The organism is Desulfosalsimonas propionicica (genome assembly GCF_013761005.1).
Taxonomy (GTDB): Bacteria; Desulfobacterota; Desulfobacteria; order Desulfobacterales; family Desulfosalsimonadaceae; genus Desulfosalsimonas; species Desulfosalsimonas propionicica.
Genome location: NZ_JACDUS010000003.1, coordinates 276,132 through 294,495, shown reverse-complemented (window position 1 = coordinate 294,495; position 18,364 = coordinate 276,132). Strand labels below are relative to the sequence as shown.

Annotated in this window: 18 protein-coding genes and 1 tRNA gene; 11 read left to right on the top strand and 8 right to left on the bottom strand. The window is 53.9% G+C overall.

Going from position 1 to position 18,364, the window contains the following annotated elements; genetic code table 11:
• Positions 1 to 69 precede the first annotated feature (69 nt).
• The 11 genes from serA (at position 70) to HNR65_RS07230 (ending at position 10,525) form a co-directional block, all read left to right on the top strand.
• Entirely contained in the window at positions 70 to 1,650 is a 1,581-nt protein-coding gene (gene serA / locus HNR65_RS07280; RefSeq protein ID WP_181550813.1) for a phosphoglycerate dehydrogenase, read from the top strand.
• A 23-nt stretch (positions 1,651 to 1,673) separates the two neighbouring features.
• Positions 1,674 to 1,976: a DUF1844 domain-containing protein gene (locus tag HNR65_RS07275; protein ID WP_181550812.1), complete on the top strand. Its 303-nt coding sequence runs from the start codon at positions 1,674 to 1,676 to the stop codon at positions 1,974 to 1,976.
• A gap of 57 nt (positions 1,977 to 2,033) precedes the next feature.
• On the top strand, positions 2,034 to 3,503 hold the full coding sequence (locus HNR65_RS07270; protein WP_181550811.1) for a DegQ family serine endoprotease: 1,470 nt from the start codon (positions 2,034 to 2,036) through the stop codon (positions 3,501 to 3,503).
• A 9-nt stretch (positions 3,504 to 3,512) separates the two neighbouring features.
• Positions 3,513 to 4,370 (top strand): 4-(cytidine 5'-diphospho)-2-C-methyl-D-erythritol kinase, encoded by an 858-nt coding sequence (gene ispE / locus HNR65_RS07265; protein ID WP_332309019.1) that lies wholly within the window; start codon positions 3,513 to 3,515, stop codon positions 4,368 to 4,370.
• 40 nt (positions 4,371 to 4,410) lie between these two features.
• Positions 4,411 to 4,485 (top strand) — tRNA-Gln (locus tag HNR65_RS07260).
• Between the two features lie 53 nt (positions 4,486 to 4,538).
• Positions 4,539 to 5,483 (top strand): ribose-phosphate diphosphokinase, encoded by a 945-nt coding sequence (locus HNR65_RS07255; protein WP_181550809.1) that lies wholly within the window; start codon positions 4,539 to 4,541, stop codon positions 5,481 to 5,483.
• A gap of 40 nt (positions 5,484 to 5,523) precedes the next feature.
• Complete coding sequence (locus HNR65_RS07250) at positions 5,524 to 6,186, top strand: 50S ribosomal protein L25/general stress protein Ctc (protein ID WP_181550808.1); 663 nt, start codon at positions 5,524 to 5,526, stop codon at positions 6,184 to 6,186.
• A 2-nt stretch (positions 6,187 to 6,188) separates the two neighbouring features.
• On the top strand, positions 6,189 to 6,773 hold the full coding sequence (gene pth / locus HNR65_RS07245; protein WP_181550807.1) for an aminoacyl-tRNA hydrolase: 585 nt from the start codon (positions 6,189 to 6,191) through the stop codon (positions 6,771 to 6,773).
• Positions 6,774 to 6,813: 40 nt separating this feature from the next.
• A complete protein-coding gene (locus HNR65_RS07240; protein WP_181550806.1) occupies positions 6,814 to 8,835 on the top strand; it encodes a sodium-translocating pyrophosphatase in 2,022 nt (673 codons plus the stop codon).
• A 134-nt stretch (positions 8,836 to 8,969) separates the two neighbouring features.
• Positions 8,970 to 9,521 (top strand): CarD family transcriptional regulator, encoded by a 552-nt coding sequence (locus HNR65_RS07235; protein ID WP_181550805.1) that lies wholly within the window; start codon positions 8,970 to 8,972, stop codon positions 9,519 to 9,521.
• Positions 9,518 to 10,525 (top strand): RluA family pseudouridine synthase, encoded by a 1,008-nt coding sequence (locus HNR65_RS07230; RefSeq protein ID WP_181550804.1) that lies wholly within the window; start codon positions 9,518 to 9,520, stop codon positions 10,523 to 10,525. The genes HNR65_RS07235 and HNR65_RS07230 overlap by 4 nt, the downstream gene beginning before the upstream one ends.
• 15 nt (positions 10,526 to 10,540) lie before the next feature.
• On the opposite strand, the gene HNR65_RS07225 is transcribed toward HNR65_RS07230, so the two are convergent.
• The 8 genes from HNR65_RS07225 to HNR65_RS07190 all read right to left on the bottom strand — a co-directional run bounded on the left by HNR65_RS07225 (position 10,541) and on the right by HNR65_RS07190 (position 18,306).
• Positions 10,541 to 11,140, bottom strand: a complete 600-nt coding sequence (locus HNR65_RS07225) for a hypothetical protein (protein ID WP_181550803.1) — start codon at positions 11,138 to 11,140, stop codon at positions 10,541 to 10,543.
• Positions 11,141 to 11,344: 204 nt separating this feature from the next.
• Positions 11,345 to 13,426, bottom strand: a complete 2,082-nt coding sequence (locus HNR65_RS07220) for an FAD-dependent oxidoreductase (RefSeq protein WP_181550802.1) — start codon at positions 13,424 to 13,426, stop codon at positions 11,345 to 11,347.
• 66 nt (positions 13,427 to 13,492) lie between these two features.
• Positions 13,493 to 14,068 carry an electron transport complex subunit RsxA gene (gene rsxA, locus HNR65_RS07215; protein WP_181550801.1) on the bottom strand — a complete coding sequence of 192 codons (576 nt, stop codon included), beginning with the start codon at positions 14,066 to 14,068 and terminating at the stop codon, positions 13,493 to 13,495.
• A 110-nt stretch (positions 14,069 to 14,178) separates the two neighbouring features.
• Entirely contained in the window at positions 14,179 to 14,772 is a 594-nt protein-coding gene (gene rsxE / locus HNR65_RS07210; RefSeq protein WP_181550800.1) for an electron transport complex subunit RsxE, read from the bottom strand.
• 13 nt (positions 14,773 to 14,785) lie between these two features.
• The gene (gene rnfG, locus HNR65_RS07205) at positions 14,786 to 15,379 is read right to left on the bottom strand and encodes an RnfABCDGE type electron transport complex subunit G (protein WP_181550799.1); all 594 of its coding nucleotides are present in this window, start codon (positions 15,377 to 15,379) and stop codon (positions 14,786 to 14,788) included.
• Complete coding sequence (locus HNR65_RS07200; protein WP_181550798.1) at positions 15,372 to 16,340, bottom strand: RnfABCDGE type electron transport complex subunit D; 969 nt, start codon at positions 16,338 to 16,340, stop codon at positions 15,372 to 15,374. The genes rnfG and HNR65_RS07200 overlap by 8 nt, the downstream gene beginning before the upstream one ends.
• Entirely contained in the window at positions 16,333 to 17,607 is a 1,275-nt protein-coding gene (locus HNR65_RS07195) for a 4Fe-4S dicluster domain-containing protein (RefSeq protein ID WP_181550797.1), read from the bottom strand. Before HNR65_RS07195 ends, HNR65_RS07200 begins: the two co-directional genes overlap by 8 nt.
• A gap of 66 nt (positions 17,608 to 17,673) precedes the next feature.
• Positions 17,674 to 18,306 carry a cytochrome c3 family protein gene (locus HNR65_RS07190; RefSeq protein WP_181550796.1) on the bottom strand — a complete coding sequence of 211 codons (633 nt, stop codon included), beginning with the start codon at positions 18,304 to 18,306 and terminating at the stop codon, positions 17,674 to 17,676.
• Positions 18,307 to 18,364: the final 58 nt, after the last annotated feature.

Genomic DNA, 18,364 nt, shown 5'->3' with positions numbered 1-18,364 from the left:
ACCAGAGAAAAAACTGCATTGAATCGACAACTGAATGGAAACATAACGGGAGACTGTGGAGGTTTGTGAATGAAGGTACTTGTCAGCGACAATCTGGGTGAAGCCGGAATTGAAATATTGAAGGCAGCCGGGCTGGATGTGGATGTGAAAACCGGGCTTTCGCCCGAAGAACTCAAGGCCGAAATCGGGCCCTATCATGCCCTGGTGATCCGAAGTGCCTCCCGCGTGACCGATGATTTGCTGGAAGCCGCGGAAAACCTGAAAGTGGTGGGCCGGGCCGGCATCGGCCTGGATAACGTGGACATTCCCGCGGCCACCCGCAGGGGTGTGGTGGTTATGAACACCCCGGGCGGCAACGTGGTGACAACAGCCGAGCACGCCATTTCCATGATGCTTTCTTTAAGCCGCAATATCACCCGGGGAACCGCCTCGTTAAAAACCGGCCGGTGGGACAAGAAGAAACTCATGGGCCGGGAAATCTACAACAAAACCCTTGGGGTAATTGGATTTGGCAAGATCGGTTCCGTGGTCGCAGACCGGGCCCGGGGTCTGAAAATGAAAGTTTTGGTCTATGACCCTGTGGTCCAGGACGAGACAATAGAAAAACAGGGATTTGAATCCGTCCGCATAGATGAGCTTTACGCCCGGGCCGATTACATCACCATTCATGTGCCCAAAAACAAGGAAACGGCCAACATGATCAATGCAGAGGCCCTGGCCAAAATGAAGGACGGGGTCATGCTCATTAACTGTGCCCGCGGCGGAATTGTGGATGAAGAAGCCCTGTATGACGCGCTTGAATCCGGCAAGATGGCCGGCGCGGCCTTAGACGTGTTTGCCCAGGAACCCCCGCCGGCAGACCTGCGGCTGCTGCAGTCCGAAAAAGTGATCCTGACCCCGCACCTGGGGGCGTCCACATTTGAAGCCCAGACCAATGTGGCCGTCGCCGTGGCCAACCAGATCGTGGAATATTTAAAGCACAACAACGTGGTCAATGCGGTCAATGTGCCCTCCATTTCCGGCCAGGCCCTGGAGCAGCTCGGACCGTTTATCCGCCTGGCAGAAAAAATGGGCATGCTCCATGCCCAGTTCATGACCGAACAGTTAAAGGAAATCAACATTCTCTACAACGGCGATTTTTTCGGATATGACCTGATGCCGGTGACCTCCGCCTTTATCCAGGGGCTGCTGAGCTACCGGCTGGGCGCTGAAGTCAATGCCGTCAATGCTCACTACATTGCCAAGGAGCACGGCATTAAAATCACCGAATCCAGTTCCCCGGAAACCACCGATTTTCTGCACATGATCACCACCAAAATCACGGGGCCGGAAAAAACCCTGACTGTGGCCGGAACGGTTTTCGGCAAAAGCGATCCCCGCATTGTCCGCATTGATGATTTCCGCATTGAAATCATTCCCAAAGGCCACCTCGCCCTGATCCACAATCTGGACGAACCCGGGGCCATCGGCAGTATCGGAACCACCCTGGGCGATCACGGCATCAATATCTCCAGGATGCAGGTGGGGCTGGAAGAAGGCGGCGAGCACAATATTATTCTGCTGCGAACCGACACGCCCATTTCGCAAAACGTGGTTGACGCGCTCATGGCCCTGCCCAAGGTCATATCGGTCAGAACAATGGAACTATAACTTCAAAAGGGAGAAAACCGGAAATGGTACAACAAGACAAAGGAAACGATACCAATTTGCATTCCGGATCTATCATGCCGGAGATCAACTTCATTACCTTTCTTTTGTCGTTAAATTCCTCGGCCCTGGTTCATCTGGGTCAGCACGCGGATCCCACCAGCGGGGCCACGGCCAAAAACCTGCCCGTGGCCAAGCAGACCATTGACGTGATTGCCATGCTGGAGGAAAAAACCCGGGGCAACCTCACAGACGAGGAAAAGCGGTTATTGACAAACGTCTTGTATGAATTACGTTTGTTATATGTAAAAGAAACCGGGGGTGAATAGCGGGTTGCCGGAAATGCCGACAACCCGCAAGCACGTTAACAAGGAGGCAAAACGAGTATGGGACTGCAAGTAAAACCGACCGGATGGCTCACTGTAATCATAACCGTGACCGCTTTGACGGCTGCCGGGTTTTTTCTGATGCCCCGGCCTCACGCCACATCTGCTGCCGGCAACCAGCCTGAGCAGCAAGCCATGGTGCCTGCCAATTTCACCCAGCTGGCGGAACAGGCAGGACCGGCAGTGGTCAATATCCGCACCGTCAAGACCGTTGATAACGGGGGACAGGTTTTCCGGCACTTCTTCGGTCCTCAGGGGCCCAACCAGGGCAGCCCGTTTGATGAATTTTTCGATCGTTTCTTTGACCAGCAGGATCCTCGCGAATTCAAGCAAAGAAGCCTGGGCTCCGGCTTTATCCTGGACCGGCAGGGCCATATTGTCACCAACAACCATGTGATCGAAAATGCCGATCAGATCCAGGTAAAGCTTAAAAACGGAAATGAGTATGACGCTGAAATCATCGGCACTGACCCCAACACGGATCTGGCCCTGATCAAAATCGAGGCGGATGAAAAACTGCCCTCCCTGGAGCTGGGCGATTCCAGCGACATGAAAATCGGCCAGTGGGTGGTGGCCATCGGCAATCCTTTCGGCCTGGAGCACACGGTAACAGCCGGTATTGTCAGCGCCAAGGGAAGGGTCATCGGAGCCGGCCCATATGACGATTTCATTCAGACAGACGCCTCCATTAACCCGGGAAACAGCGGCGGGCCGCTGCTGAACATGAACGGTGAGGTCATCGGCATTAACACCGCCATTGTTGCCGGGGGCAAGGGAATCGGATTTGCCATTCCCTCGGGCCTTGCCAAAAATATCATCACCGAGCTCAAAGAAAGCGGTGAAGTGACCCGGGGATGGCTTGGCGTGGCCATCCAGGAACTCAATGACGAGTTAAAGCAATATTATGATGTCAACCAGGGCGTGATGATCACCCAGGTTTTCAAAGGCGATCCCGCGGACAAAGCCGGTATCAAACCAAATGATATCATCACTGAAGTCAACGGCAAGGACGTTGACTCGCCCAGGGAACTCTCCCGGCGCATTGCCGCGATCAAACCCGGGCAAAAGGCAGAAATCAAATTAATCCGTGAAGGCAAAACCCGGACATTTAATGTTGAAGTGGCCAAACGGGAAGAAGAAAAACTCGCTGACCGCAGCCGGGGCCAGACACCCGGAAGCAATCAGGAAGCGGAACTGGGCCTTGATGTCACGGATTTGAACCGGGAAATGGCCAAGCAATTAAACCTTGAAGAAGTCCGGGGTGTTATCGTTACCCAGGTTGCCCGGGACAGCAAGGCGGCCGAAGCCGGATTTCAAAAAGGCGATATCATCCGTGAAATCAATCATGAAAAAATCGGTTCAGTGAGTGACTTCAGAAAAATAATTCAGGATGTGGAATCCGGGCAAACCCTGTCATTTTACGTGCTGCGGCCCAGACAGGGCATTACCATTATCAAGCTGACCAAATAATTTTGTCCCGTGAAAATCCAGGCTCCCGCAAAAATCAATTTGTTCCTGGATGTCCTTAGCAAACGAACGGACGGCTATCATGAGCTCCGATCCCTGATGTGCCCCATCGGGATTCATGATACCGTCCGTTTGTCATGTAATCCCGCAGCCACTTCCGGAGATATCACGGTGACATGCCCCCATCGGCTTGTGCCTTCAGGCCGGGCCAACCTGGCCTGGAAGGCGGCGGCCGCCTTTTTTGCAGAAACCGGCTTTGCTGCCAAAACGGTTGTTTCCATTGACAAACACATCCCCGTGGGTGCCGGCCTGGGCGGTGGCAGCAGCGATGCAGCAGCCGTTCTCACCGGGCTGAACCACTTGTTTGAAAATCCTCTTACCGCCGACAGGCTCATGATGCTTGGGCTCAGACTTGGCGCGGACGTACCGTTTTTCATATACGGCCAACCGGCCATTGCCGCCGGCATTGGCGAAAAACTTTCCCCCTTTACCGGCCTGCCCCGATTCAACCTGGTGCTGATCTATCCCGGATGCCCCGTATCCACTGCAGAAGTCTATAAAAAATTGAATTTGGCATTGACAAAAAACAAAAAAATAAATACAAAATTTATTTTCAAATCCCGCTGGGAAGCCGATTTCGCAAGACGGCTTTACAATGCGCTTGAACCGCCGGCGATAAAACTGTGTCCGGAAATCAGTGATGCCAAACAGGCGCTTATGGATTGCGGGGCGTTAAAGGCGTTGATGAGCGGCAGCGGATCTTCGGTTTTCGGCCTTTTTCCAGATGCTGAACAGGCCCGGCAGGCTTTTGATCAGTTATCTGCCCGGCGGGGCACATGGCAGGTCTTTGAAACCAGCCTGATTTGCTGACAATGATCTTGCGGGGCGAAAAAAGCAAACCACCGGTTGCTGGGGCGTAGTCAAGCGGTAAGACACAGGATTTTGGTTCCTGCATTCGGAGGTTCGAATCCTCCCGCCCCAGCCATTTCACAATCGGTTTCACCAGTTAAGTGCAACCCCGGGAAAGGGGAAGGGAAAGTGGAAAACAACGGGTATATCATTTTTTCCGGCCTATCCAATCCGCAATTGGCAGAGTCTGTCTGCAGCTATTTGAACCAGCCCCTTGGCAATGCCAAGGTAAAGCGCTTCAGCGACGGTGAAGTACAGATCGAAATCGATGACAATGTCCGGGCAAAGGACGTGTTTGTAATGCAGTCTACCTGTTCCCCGGTCAACGACCACCTGGTGGAGCTGCTGATGATGATCGACGCGTTCAAGCGCTCATCAGCCAGGCGCATCACTGCGGTGATCCCTTATTTTGGCTATGCCCGCCAGGACAAGAAAGTGGCCCCCAGGGTGCCCATCAGCGCCAAACTGGTGGCCGACCTGCTGACCCGGGCCGGAGCCAACCGGGTGATCACCATGGATCTGCACGCAGGCCAGATCCAGGGCTTTTTTGACATTCCCGTGGACAATTTATTTGCCGCCCCTGTACTGATCAACCACATGCGCAGACAATTTTCCGATGACCTGGTCATCGTCTCACCGGATGCCGGCGGCGTGGAACGGGCAAGGGCATTTGCCAAGCGTTTAAACGCTGGACTGGCCATCATTGACAAGCGCCGCTCAGCCCCCAACCAATCCAAGGCAATGGCGGTGATCGGGAACGTGGAAGGCAAGAAGGCCATTATTCTGGACGACATGGCCGATACCGCCGGCACTCTTACTGAGGCGGCCAATGCAATCACGGCCAACGGCGCCAAAGAAGTCCATGCCTGCTGCACCCATGCCGTGCTCTCAGGGCCGGCCATTGACCGCATCAATGAATCAAGCCTGAAATCCATGGTGGTAACAGACACCATACCATTATCGGGCAAACCCAAAACATGCGATAAAATCACCGTGCTCAGCATTGCCGAACTGTTTGGCGAGGCCATTTACCGCAGCCACACCGGCGATTCCGTGACATCTTTGTTCGTTTGATCAAATATGCTGTATAAGACATTTATTTGGAGGATACATTTTGGATATCATCAAGCTAAACGCGCAACCCCGTCAGGAAACAGGCAAGGGCGCAGCCCGTAGTCTGCGGCGCGCAGGCCGCATCCCGGCGGTGCTCTACGGGGCCAACATTGAAAGCCGGCCCCTGTCGGTCAGCATTCAGGAACTGGAACGCATGTTTAACAATCCCCAGTACACCCGGGGCCTGATCAACCTGGCTGTTGAAGACAGCGGAAACCGCCGTCAGACTGTCATGATCAAAGAATTCCAGCGCGATCCGGTCAAGGATCATTACCTGCACATTGATTTTTATGAAATCAAGATGGACCAGAAAATTTCTGTGATGGTGCCTGTGACCACCACGGGTACGTCCAACGGCGTGGAGGAAGGCGGCATACTCCAGATTATCCGCAGAGAACTGGAAGTCTACTGCCTGCCGGCCAATATTCCGGAACAGATTGAAATCGATATCACCTCCCTGGAAATGGGAGACTCGGTTCATGTCAGTGAAGTGCCGCTGCCGGAAAACGTTGAAATTCCCTATGAAGTTGATTTCACGATCCTGACCGTGGTCAGCCCGAAAATGGAGGAAACCGAAGAAGAGGTTCTGGAAGAAGAAGGGCTGGAAGAAGGCGCAGAGGGTGAAGGCGAGGAAACCGAATCCGGGGATGAGGCCGAAGAATAACCGTGCAAGCCGAAATTTGGCTGATTGCCGGACTGGGCAACCCGGGGCCTGCATATGCCCGCACCCGGCACAATGTGGGTTTTCGTGCAGTCGAGAATGCAGCCATGCGCTGCCGCATTGCCATGGACCAGAACAAATTCAAGGTTTGCTTTGGCCGCGGCCGGCGGGGCAGCAAAGAGATAATCATCGCCCAGCCCCTGGATTATATGAACCGAAGCGGGCCTCCGCTCCGGCGGATTGCGGATTATTTCGGCATCGAAACCCGGCAGATACTGATCATACATGATGATCTGGATATAGAAAAAGGACAAATAAAATTCAAAGAGAAAGGAGGTCACGGAGGGCACAACGGCATTCAATCGATCATGGAAGCCTTTTCGTCAGGAGGTTTTCCAAGGCTTCGAATCGGCATCGGAAGACCTGCTCCGCCGATAAATGTCACGGACTGGGTTCTTGGCAGATTCACGGCTGACGAGCAACGTTTCTTCGGCCCTGTTATTGAGCTCGCAGGAAAGGCCGTGACAACAATGATCGATGAGGGATTGCCGGTTGCAATGAATCGTTTCAATCAAAAGCAGGTTCTCTAGGTGTCTGATTTTTTTAACCTAAAACTTTAGGGAGGTAGGCATGGAAGTTATTATGGAAAACATTCCGCTAACTTGTACACTCATCGGTGCACTCGGCATCATTTATTCCCTGATTGTGGCCGGCATGATCAAAACCGCTCCCACAGGGACGGAAAAAATGGTGGAAATCGCCAATGCCATTCAGGAAGGCGCAATTGCCTATCTGAACCGTCAGCTCAAGACCATTGTCATCGTCGGCATCGCGATTTTTATCATTATCTTTTTCGGTCTCGGCTCCACGACTGCCGTGGGTTTTGCCGTAGGCGCAGTGGCTTCTTACCTGGCCGGTTACATCGGCATGCGGGTATCGGTTCTGGCCAATATCCGTACGGCTGAAGCCGCCAAAAGCGGGCTATCTGCTGGGCTGAAAATGGCCTTTCGCGGCGGTTCGGTGACCGGCATGCTGGTTGCCGGTCTTGCCCTGACCTCCATTGCCGGGTTCTACACCATCGTCGAAGACGTGGTGCCCCTGGTGGCACTGGGCTTTGGCGGCAGCCTGATTTCCATCTTTGCCCGTCTCGGCGGCGGCATCTTCACCAAGGGTGCTGACGTTGGCGCGGACCTGGTGGGCAAGGTTGAAGCCGGTATTCCCGAAGACGACCCGAGAAATCCGGCCACCATCGCCGATAACGTCGGCGACAACGTCGGTGACTGCGCCGGCATGGCCGCAGACCTTTTTGAAACCTATGCGGTCACTGTTGTGGCAGCCATGCTGCTGGGCCACCTGTTTTTCCCGGAAGAGCCCATGGCAGTGCATTATCCCATGATTCTCGGTGCCATCTCCATTATCGCATCCGTAATTGCCACCCTTTTTGTGCGCCTGGGCAAAAATGAATACATCATGGGCGCCCTGTACAAGGGAATGTTTGGCGCAGCCATACTGGCCGCCATCGCATTTTATATTTTTACCGTCAACATGGTTGACACAATCGGCGGCATTCCGGGGATCAACCTGTTTTACGCATCCCTGGTGGGTCTTGTGCTCACAGTTGTCATCGTTATTATTACCGAGTATTATACCGGCATTTACGGCCCGGTGAAAGCCATTGCTGAAGCCTCCACCACCGGCCATGCCACCAACATCATTGCCGGCCTGGCCATAAGCATGCAGGCCACTGCCGCCCCCGTGCTGGCCATCTGTGTGGGCATCGGCGTTGCTTACGGCTTTGCTGATCTTTATGGGATCGCCATTGCCGCTGTTGCCATGCTGTCGATGACCGGTATGGTCATTGCCATTGACGCTTACGGCCCCATTACGGACAATGCCGGCGGCATTGCCGAAATGGCCGATCTTGATGACAGTGTCCGCGCTGTGACCGATCCCCTGGATGCGGTTGGCAACACCACAAAAGCCGTGACCAAGGGCTATGCCATTGGTTCCGCCGGTCTGGCCGCACTGGTGCTGTTTTCCTGCTACACCCAGGAATTCGTTCTCCAGGCCGGAACCGAAGAGGCCGCTGCAGCTCTGAATTTCGGGCTCAGCGATGTGAACGTGATTATCGGTCTGTTTATCGGCGGTCTGCTGCCTTTCATGTTTGCCTCCATTGCCATGAACGCTGTGGGCCGGGCAGGCAGTGCGGTTGTGGATGAAGTTCGCCGGCAGTTCCGGGAAATTCCGGGCATCATGGAAGGTACCTCCAAACCCGACTATGGTGCATGCGTGGATATTGTCACCAAGTTTGCCCTCAAGGAAATGCTGATTCCGGCCCTGCTGCCTGTGGTAGCACCTTTGCTGGTCGGCCTGTTCCTCGGCAAAATCGCCCTTGGCGGACTGCTGATCGGCAGTATCGTGACCGGTCTGTTTGTGGCCATCTCCATGACCACTGGTGGTGCGGCCTGGGACAATGCCAAAAAATATATTGAAGACGGCTACTTTGGCGGCAAGGGCAGCGATGCCCACAAAGCCGCGGTCACCGGCGATACCGTCGGCGACCCGTACAAGGATACGGCCGGCCCTGCAGTCAACCCGATGATCAAGATTCTCAACGTGGTTGCCCTGCTCATGGTGCCGTTCCTGCTGTAAGCAACGCATCTGTATATAACCAAGCCAAAAAGGGCCGGTGAAATTCACCGGCCCTTTTTTTGTTGCTTCACCTTCCAAAAAATGATATATATAACTTTTTAGGAATAAACTTTGCATAACCTTTGGTGAAAACTATGGCTGAAAAAGCACAATCCCCAAAAGACCTGAGCAAGCATTTTGAAGTGGGCGACCTAGCCGTCTACCCGGCCCACGGCGTCGGCCGCATCGAATCCATTGAAAGCCGGGTGATTAACGGCGACACGCACGATTTCTACATCATGAAAATCATTGACAACGGAATGGTCATCATGATTCCCACCAGCAACGTGGATTCGGTGGGCCTGCGTACGGTTGTGGACAAAACGCAGATTCCTGATATTTACGCCGTGCTTACGGAGAAAAAAGACGATTTGCAGGACAACCAGACATGGAACCGCCGGTACAAGGAATACATGGATAAGCTGAAAACCGGCTCGCCTTTTGATGTGGCCGCCGTGTTCCGGGATCTTTACATGTTAAAGCTTTCCAAGGACTTATCCTTCGGGGAGCGCAAACTGCTGGATACGGCCAGAACCCTTCTGATGCGGGAAATCTGCACTGCCAAAAACCAGGAGGAAAGCCAGGTCCGGACTGAGATCGAATCGCTTTTTGACAACAACGGAAACGGCAGCAAACCCGCTGAATGACCCGATCTGATGGGCAGCACATCACTCTTGTTGCCGGTGCTGATCAGGCCGGATTGCGCCTGGATCAGTTCGTGACATCCCTGGTTCCCGGATGCTCCAGAAACATTGCGGCCAATTGGATCAAAAATCAACAGGTCCTTGTCGGCGGCGCCGTCAAAAAGCCGGGATACCGGGTGAATGCCGGGGATATTGTTTCCGTGCCGTCCCGGGTACCGGAACCGCTTTCCTCCATTGCCTGCCGGCCCCTCATCGCCGAACCCCTTGACCTGGATCTGCTCTATGTTGATGCACATATTATTGTGATCAATAAACCACCCGGCATGGTCGTGCACCCGGCTGCCGGCAACCTCACCGGCACCATTGCTCAGGGACTTGCATTTCAATTCCCGGAAATCCAAAACATCGGCTCCGAACCCTCCCGCCCCGGCATTGTCCACAGGCTGGACAAAGACACCTCGGGGGTCCTGGTGGCTGCCCGCACCCGGATGGCATGGACGTCATTGACCCGCCAGTTTCAGCAGCGGACCGTGGAGAAAACCTATGATGCGTTTGTGCTCGGAAACCCTGAAAGGGACTGCGGGCGGATAACCCTTCCGATTTTCCGTCATCCATGGGACCGAAAAAAAATGGCTGCTGCAGAAAATCCGGATCTGCCCTCAAGACAGGCTGAAACAAGCTGGCAGGTTGTTCAGCGATTTGCCCGGGCGGCCAGACTTAAATGCCAAATCCGCACCGGCCGCACCCACCAAATACGGGTGCACCTTGCAGCCATCGGTCATCCGGTGATTGGCGATGCCGTATACGGCTGCCGGCGGGCCGGAAAGGCTTGCCGCAATTTTCCTGACCTGAAAAAAATCTACCATCAAAGCTTTCGCCAGATGCTTCATGCCAGACACATTGCTTTGAGCCATCCTCAAAGCGGCCGGACACTGCGCATAACCGCTCCCCTGCCCGATGACATGCTCCGGCTGCAAAAAGCCATAGAAAAAGACATCAGCGGCTGACAACGCCAAATGGCCTTATCCATCGATTGCCTTTGAATGCTTTTTAACAGCCAGGGTACAGCGCCGGCTTTGCTTGTCAAAAGTCATCACGATCTCTTCATCGGCTTTCTTCTCCGAAGCCAGTTGCCCATAGCGCTGCTTGATGCGCTGCACAAAGGCTTCACGATTTTCCGAATCCGGATTTTGTCCCAAACTTTCAAGCTTCTCCTGCTGAATCTCCCAAAGCCGGTCCACAGAATAGATACTTCTTTTGTCATTAGCGGTCCGGTCCTGACGATTGTTTTCAGATCCATTCCCCCCTGCGTGCCGAAAATGCCCGGACTGGCGCTTGCGTGCAGCCTCTGCGTTATCCCATAATTGCCGCCAGGCATGGCTTAAATGATATACTTTCCACTGCAGATTATCCAGAAGGGTTTCCAAATGTCGATTGGAAATTTCCGGATCAATGCGCATATTTTGTATCCTTTCAATGAATTCCTGATGGCGGGGGTGCGGCTTGTTGTCCCGGTCAGAAAGATAGGCCCGAATTTTGGCATCCATTTCCTCGGCTTCGCGGACAAAGGCTCGCAGCCGGACTTCCTCATCCCTTCTTTGCTGGGCAACATCAACGGCCATTTCTCCTCCTTTGCTCAAGGCCCGTGACAAAGTATGCGTGGCTTTTCCGCTTTTTCATATAACAATGCTGTATGAATTCATTAACAAGGTTTCAGCATTTTGTAAACCGGATCAACCAGCGCCCGAGGAACGCAAAAAAGCCGTGACGGAAACCTTCTTCCGGCAACGGCTTTTGTTTAAGACAAAAATTGAAAACCAGTCAGATCATGCTGCATTGCTTTGTTTATCGGGGTCATAACACAAACGGCAACAGTTTAAACACCGGCCGGCTTCTTCAAGGGCATCCGGCTCAGCAAGAACAAGATCTGCCTCAATAAAGCTGTGAATCCGTTCCTGGACAGGCAGTTCCGGCATGGGCTTTCTCTTGCTTTGACCGACCCCGGGCACGCATGTAAAAATTGATTCCGGAATGTGGCGCTGGGACAGAAGAGCGCGGTTTTGGGCGGTTACCGGCTTTCCCTTTAAGAACAAATCAATGCCTCTGGCCGCTCTCCGGCCCCCGCCAATGGCGTCCACCACCAACGCCGGGCCCGTGGCTCCGTCGCCTGCGGCAAAAATATAAGGTACATTGGACTGGCAGGTATCGGGATTTACATCTATGGTATCCCACCGGGTGAGGTTTAGCTCCTCCATTCGAGTGCCGGGTGTACGGAATGCGGTATCCGGGGACTGCCCGATGGCGGTGATAATGGTATCCACATCAAGCACGGTCTCAGAGCCTTCAACCGGCACCGGTCGCCTGCGGCCGCTTGCATCCGGTTCGCCAAGTTCCATTTTGAGATATTCCAGGCCTGCCACGCTGTTGCTTTCATCCTCGATAACCTTATTGGGCGCGGCCAGAAAAACAAATTCCACTCCCTCGTGTTCCGCTGCAACGATTTCAACGTCATTGGCCGGCATTTCCTTACGGGTCCGGCGGTAGACCAGATAGACCTTTTCTACACCCATGCGGATCAGTGTCCGCACACAGTCAATGGCCGTATTGCCGCCGCCGATGACCGCAGCCCGTTTTCCGATATCCACCTTTTCCTGGTTGCCAATGGCAGACAAAAAGTTAATACCGGTGAAACAACCGGTTAAGTTTTCCCCGGGTATCTTGAGCTTATAGTCCTTCCATGCGCCGACACCCATGAAAATAGCGTCAAAACCGCCGCCCACAAGGGAACCCAAGTCAAAATCCAGGCCCATTTTCACGTTTGTATGATGATCAATGCCAAGATTTAAAATCCCCTCGATCTCCCAGTCCAGAACCGCCTTGGGCAGCCGGTATTCCGGGATGCCATAGCGAAGCATACCCCCGAGCTTGGGCATGGCTTCGAATATGGTCACATTGTGGCCCACACGGCGGAGAAAATAGGCGCAGCTCAACCCCGCAGGCCCGCCGCCCACAACAGCCACACGCCTGCCTGTGTCCGGCGCCTTGGATATGGGAAGACGTTTGCCGGAATTCATTTCCATGTCCGCGGCAAAGCGCTTGAGCTGGTTGATGGACACGGATTCTTCATCTTCGATGGAACGTCTGCAGTATTCCTCACAGGGATGCGGACAAACCCGGCCGCAGGCCAGCAGCAGGGGATTTCGCTCCCGGATGGTATCCACGGCAGAGTCATATTCGCCTTCGCGGATCTGGGTGACATATCTGGGAATGTCTATTTCTGCCGGGCAGGTCTGCTGACATGGGGCCAGCGCGTCATCCTCGGTGTTGAGATGCAGCAGTCTCTGGGACATGGTTCGCACTTCAATAATGGACTTGGGGCAGACCCGCTCACATGCCCCGCATCCCACGCACTTATCCTTATCCACGATGGGATAACCGTTGGGGCCAATGCAAAGCGCATCAAATTTGCAGGCATTGACGCAATCACCAAAACCCAGGCATCCGATCTGGCAGTCTCTCTTGCCCCCGTAAAGGGCACTGACGGCACTGCATTGGTTCAGCCCCTGGTAAACAAAACGGTCCGTGGCCCGGTGGCCCCCCTGGCAATTGTTATAGGATTTCAAGGGTTCGGCCGTGCCCGCTTCTGATCCCATGATGGCGGCAATAGCGGAAACATTTTCCGGCCCGACCAAAATACAGACGTTTGGCGGGGCCTCTCCGTTAACAACGGCCACGGCTGCAGACGAACACCCGGCATAGCCACATCCGCCGCAATTGGCGCCTGCCAAAAGGCCCTCTACTTTTGCGATCCGCGGATCCTCATAGACATAAAACACCTTGGAGGCAACGCTCAGGGCCACTCCGCAGATGCCGCCAAGGCCCAATGTAAAAAGTATTGCTTCTATCACTGCGATCCCCTTTGATTCGCTTGCGGAATTTGATTGATCAAAACAAAACCAGCAGCCGCGTTTTTCCTATACCAGCCCCCGGAACCCGATAAAAGCCAGCGCCAGCATGCCCGCGGTCACAAGCCCGATGGATGTGTCCTGCAGGGGCCGGGGAACCCGGCCGAGAATCACCCGCTCACGTACACCGGCAAATAAAACAAGTGCCAGGCCGAAACCAATGGCATAGGCAATCGACGAGGTCAGCGCCTGGAGGAAATTGTATTCTTCCTTGATATTGATCAGACACACACCCATTACCGCGCAGTTGGTGGTGATCAGCGGCAGAAAAATCCCCAGGCCGGCATACAGGGCGGGAATGCTTTTTTTGAGAAACATTTCAACAAACTGGACCAGGGATGCAATCACCAGGATAAATGCAATGGTGCGCAAAAATTCAATATCCAGGGTTTTGAGAAAGTACGTGTCAATGGTCCAGGTAATAATGGCGGCCAGGGTCATGACAAAAACCACTGCACCGGCCATGCCCGTGGCGGTTTCCATTTTCTTGGAAGTGCCGATAAAAGGGCAAATCCCCAGATATTGCGCCAAAACGATGTTGTTGATAAGGATGCTGCTGATAATCAGGACCGTATAATCGCCCATAATGCTTCTCCCGTACCCGGCTGCCGCCCGGGGTTTTGCACACCGGCCGGCATAACTGTGTTCAATCGATCTTCAGCATAAACCCCATCCGGATAAATCCGGGCGGGCTGCTATTTCCTGCCTATGATATTCATAATGCACAACAACAAGCCCAGGCAAATAAATGCCCCTGGCGCCTCCACCATAAAGGCAAAAGGTTCAAAGGACGACGGAAACACCTGGGCGCCCATCAGCTTGCCGGTACCCAGGCTTTCGCGGACGGCACTGATCACAGTCAGCGAAAGGGTATATCCGAGACCAATGCCCAGACCATCGGCAAGGGACGGCACCAGCTTATTTTTGGAAGCAAACGCCTCAGACCGCCCAAGGACAATACAGTTGACCACAATGAGGGGGATAAAAATCCCGAGGTTTAAAAACAGCTGATACGCATAGGCCTGCATCATCAGCTCCACCACGGTCACAAACGTGGCAATGATGATGATAAAACAGGCGATCCGTATTTTTGAGGGAATCACGCCGCTTAAAATGGAGACCAGCATGTTGGCACATACCAGCACAAACGTGGTTGCCACGCCCATCCCGATTCCGTTTTCAACCGATTTGGTCACCGCCAGTGTGGGGCAAAGACCGAGCACCAGCCGAAACGGCGGGATTTCCTCCCACAAACCTTTTACAAATTCCTGCCCGATGGTTTTCGCCATGATCTATTCGCTCCTAGCCGGTAAAGTTTTTCACCTGGTCTCTGATTCGGGATTTGAGCTGCTCGTATATGTCACCGGCCCTGCTCACCGCCTTGCAGGCTGCCTTTGAGGTAACCGTTGCACCAGACATGGCCGTAATCTCACCCCCGTCATCTTTGACATTGTGATCGCCGATGATGGGTTTGCCGTTGAACTGTTTCTTGAAGTCCGCGTTTGTCTCAATGGTCGCACCGATGCCGGGGGTTTCATTGTGGGTTGTGACGCTGATCCCTATAATTTCATCGGTTTCAACGTCAACGGCAACCATCACCCCCATATCCCCGCCAAACCCGCTGGCGAAAGTCTCAAAGGCAACAGCCCTGGGATTGCCGTCATAGATACCCACAAAGAAATTTTTCTCTTCTTCTCCCACCGTAAGCGAGAAGCGGTCTGCCACCGGGTCGTTTCCGGCATCCTTGAGGATGTTTTCAATGGCCGGACCTTTGACAAATTTCAAAACCTGATTGTCGATTCGCTCCTCGGTCGCATTTTTCAAAGCCCCGAGCACCCCTCCTGAAAGGCTGCTTAGCACAACCAGGACAACAACCATTTTAATCATATCACGCATGATGCATAACCCTTCCCGTGGCTTTGGGTCTGATTTTATCAATAAGCGGATGAACCAGATTTATGATCAGGATGGCGTAGATCACCCCGTCAACATGGGCACCCTGATTTCGGATCAGCACGGTGAGCACCCCGCCCAGGGCTCCGTAAATGAGCATGGGAATAAAATGAACCGGTGAGGAAGAGTCCTCTGTGGCCAGGAAAAAAGCGCCCATCAGGGTAAAACCGGTGAGCAGGTGAACACCGGGTCCGGCATAGACCTCCGGGTTGTAAAGATTAAAGCAGAGCGCGGAGACCAAAACACCCGCAAGAAAAGACACGGCAATTTCCCAGCGAATAAAACCCCGGATCATCAGGTAAATGCCCCCGATGAGCAGGCCCAGGCCGAAAGTAGCGCCGATCCCCCCGGTTTGCCGCCCGAGAAGCAGGTCGGTCAGGGAAAATGACTCAATCCCGGCAGACCCGTAGGCTTTCATGAGCACAAGCGGATAGGCGGCGGTAAAATCAAACGGGTAATCCACCAGGGCGGCATTGAAATCAAAATAAATGGGCCAGGAAATCATCAGGATGGCATAAGCCACAGCCACGGGATTAAATGGATTGCCGCCAATGCCGCCATAAATCTGTTTGCCGATCACCACACCCACAAAGGTACCGGTAATCACAACCCACCATGGAATCACAGCCGGCAGCAGCATCCCAAAAAGCAGGCCGATCAGAGCTGCATTTCCGTCCCCGATGGAAACCGGCCTGCGGGTCAACCGGTTCATGACATATTCCCAGGCCATTGCCGATCCAATCGACAGGGCCAAAACCCCGAGGGCGGGCATCCCGTAACGAAGCAAACCGGCGATCACAGCCAACAGGGTGGCGGCCATGATATGATAGTGCTTGGTGCTTATTCTGCTGCCGTCATGCCAAAACGGGGCATAGGAAACAGTCAGCTTCTTTCGATCAGGCATTCTCTTCCTCCGCTGCTTTCAGGCGTTGCACCGCATGTTTGGCCAGTGCGATAAACTGTAATATGGGTATCCGGGATTCGCACACATAAGCGCATAAACCGCAATCTATACAGGCAAACAGGCTTGCGTTTTCCGCGGCCTGCTCATATTCACCGGCATCAAGGTACCGGACCAGTTCGTTGACCGGAATATTAACGGGACATACCCTGACGCAGCTGCCGCAGTTGGTGCAGGGAATATCGGAAAATTCCGGAAGGTCTGCATGATCCTGAATCATGAGGATGTCGGTGTCCGTCGTGATCGGCTGCTCCAGGGAAAAAACCGCATGACCGGTCATGGGACCACCGAGAACCACCCGATCCCCGGCCTCCACGCTTTGCCGGACGGCCTCAAGAATATCGGAAACATGGGTCCCCACCGGGGCCTTGATCAGCTGGCGTGTACCGTCTTTTCTTACAACAGTGAGCAGTTTGTCCACCGGCAGTTCCCCGGTCTGAAGGGCCGCACCCACCGCAACAGCAGCCTCTGCCGTAAAAAAGGCCACCTCGGTGTTCTCTTCCTGCTTTGCTTTCAGGGCCATGCGGATCATGTCCGTGCTGCCGGCCGGGTACTGCAAATCCACCGTTTTGATCCCGGCGCCGGAGGAACCGGCCACCTGCACCATGTGCGGATACACCACAAGCTGGATATTCTGGATGCCGGTAATCTTTCTCAATACATCAATTCCGGTTTTGACCCCAGCAATGTTGGTACCGATCAAATATTGCTGGGTAACCGCCGTCAGGTCCTGCTCTGTCCCCATAACCGCAATTGTTTTAACCGGTCTGTCAGGCCGGGTAAAAACGGAGAAATCCGGCCGGCCGGGCAACTCCCTGAGAAACCGGTCTGCCTCGGAAAGGCCTGCGGATTTGAAAACATTTTTGAACTCGGTATCCCGGCTTTGATCCTCCGAACCCTCCAGAGCAATAACCACTGCGGTCATCTGTCTTTCCATAATCCCCAAAAACGGCTCCACGGATTCGATTTTTCCGGCCACAGGACTGATGGCGCAGGGTACGGGATTGTTTTCAAACAGTTGCAGCCGCTGACCCTTCTGTACGGCGTCACCGGATTTGAGCAAAACGCCGCTGGTTTTTTCCATGGGCGCATCCATCAAAAGGGTGATCCGCTTTGCGGGCCTGACAGTCATGGGCTCGGCAGGCGCCTCTTCGATAACCTCGTAGGTCAGCCGGGGTGCTGTAATTCCGATAAATGAGCGCTTGATCATGGATCTACCTTTGCTTGCTTGGACTTATTGTAATGAGCCGATCGTTTTTGCCGTGCCCGCTTTGTCCTAGTAGGCATGACAGCCCGTGCAGTCATCTCTGAGGGGCCCCTGCCCCGCCTGCTCATGGCAGCCGGTGCACTGATCGTGAAAAGCATCTGCGCGCTTGCGGGCTCCGTGACAGTCATTGCAATTTTCCGTAGTGGGTCCCACACCGAAATCCTGATGGCATCCAATGCACTGCTGGTGGAAGGAATCGCTGAGGCTCGGCATATAATCGTCACCGGTTTCCATGTGGCAGGCATTGCAGTTCTGAGGCTGAGACCCGCTGTCCGGATCATACATGTGATGGCAGTCCGTACACGACAGGCCGTAGTACTGGCTGTGGGTCTCGTGATCAAACAGGCCATCTTGTCCGAGCGCCGGAACCCGGGTGCTTTCGGCGTCATGGCAGGATCCGCAGGAATCATGCCCTTTGCTTTCATCATAGGCAATCTCGTGATGGCAGGCAAAACAGTCCTGTCCGTAATCCTCAGTGTGCTCCATATGCGAAAACAATACATTTTCACCGGTAGATTCATACATCACACGCACCGGCTCCTCCGAGGATTTCGACGGCAGTGCGGCATAAACGACAATGCCGACAACAAGGCAGACCAGTGCAATGACATAGGCGATTTTGCGTTCATTATTCTCAGACATAACCTGCTGTTTCCTTTCACGGAGCATGCTTTGCAAGTCAAACCCGGCACATCCAGAA

Coding starts and splice junctions, on each gene's coding strand:
- HNR65_RS07240 (WP_181550806.1), top strand. CDS start 6,814: ATGGAAGTTATTATGGAAAACATTCCGCTAACTTGTACACTCATCGGT.
- serA (WP_181550813.1), top strand. CDS start 70: ATGAAGGTACTTGTCAGCGACAATCTGGGTGAAGCCGGAATTGAAATA.
- HNR65_RS07270 (WP_181550811.1), top strand. CDS start 2,034: ATGGGACTGCAAGTAAAACCGACCGGATGGCTCACTGTAATCATAACC.
- HNR65_RS07195 (WP_181550797.1), bottom strand. CDS start 17,607: ATGATCAAGCGCTCATTTATCGGAATTACAGCACCCCGGCTGACCTAC.
- rsxE (WP_181550800.1), bottom strand. CDS start 14,772: ATGGCGAAAACCATCGGGCAGGAATTTGTAAAAGGTTTGTGGGAGGAA.
- rsxA (WP_181550801.1), bottom strand. CDS start 14,068: ATGGGCGATTATACGGTCCTGATTATCAGCAGCATCCTTATCAACAAC.
- HNR65_RS07190 (WP_181550796.1), bottom strand. CDS start 18,306: ATGTCTGAGAATAATGAACGCAAAATCGCCTATGTCATTGCACTGGTC.
- HNR65_RS07275 (WP_181550812.1), top strand. CDS start 1,674: ATGGTACAACAAGACAAAGGAAACGATACCAATTTGCATTCCGGATCT.
- rnfG (WP_181550799.1), bottom strand. CDS start 15,379: ATGCGTGATATGATTAAAATGGTTGTTGTCCTGGTTGTGCTAAGCAGC.
- HNR65_RS07235 (WP_181550805.1), top strand. CDS start 8,970: ATGGCTGAAAAAGCACAATCCCCAAAAGACCTGAGCAAGCATTTTGAA.
- HNR65_RS07230 (WP_181550804.1), top strand. CDS start 9,518: ATGACCCGATCTGATGGGCAGCACATCACTCTTGTTGCCGGTGCTGAT.
- HNR65_RS07225 (WP_181550803.1), bottom strand. CDS start 11,140: ATGGCCGTTGATGTTGCCCAGCAAAGAAGGGATGAGGAAGTCCGGCTG.
- HNR65_RS07200 (WP_181550798.1), bottom strand. CDS start 16,340: ATGCCTGATCGAAAGAAGCTGACTGTTTCCTATGCCCCGTTTTGGCAT.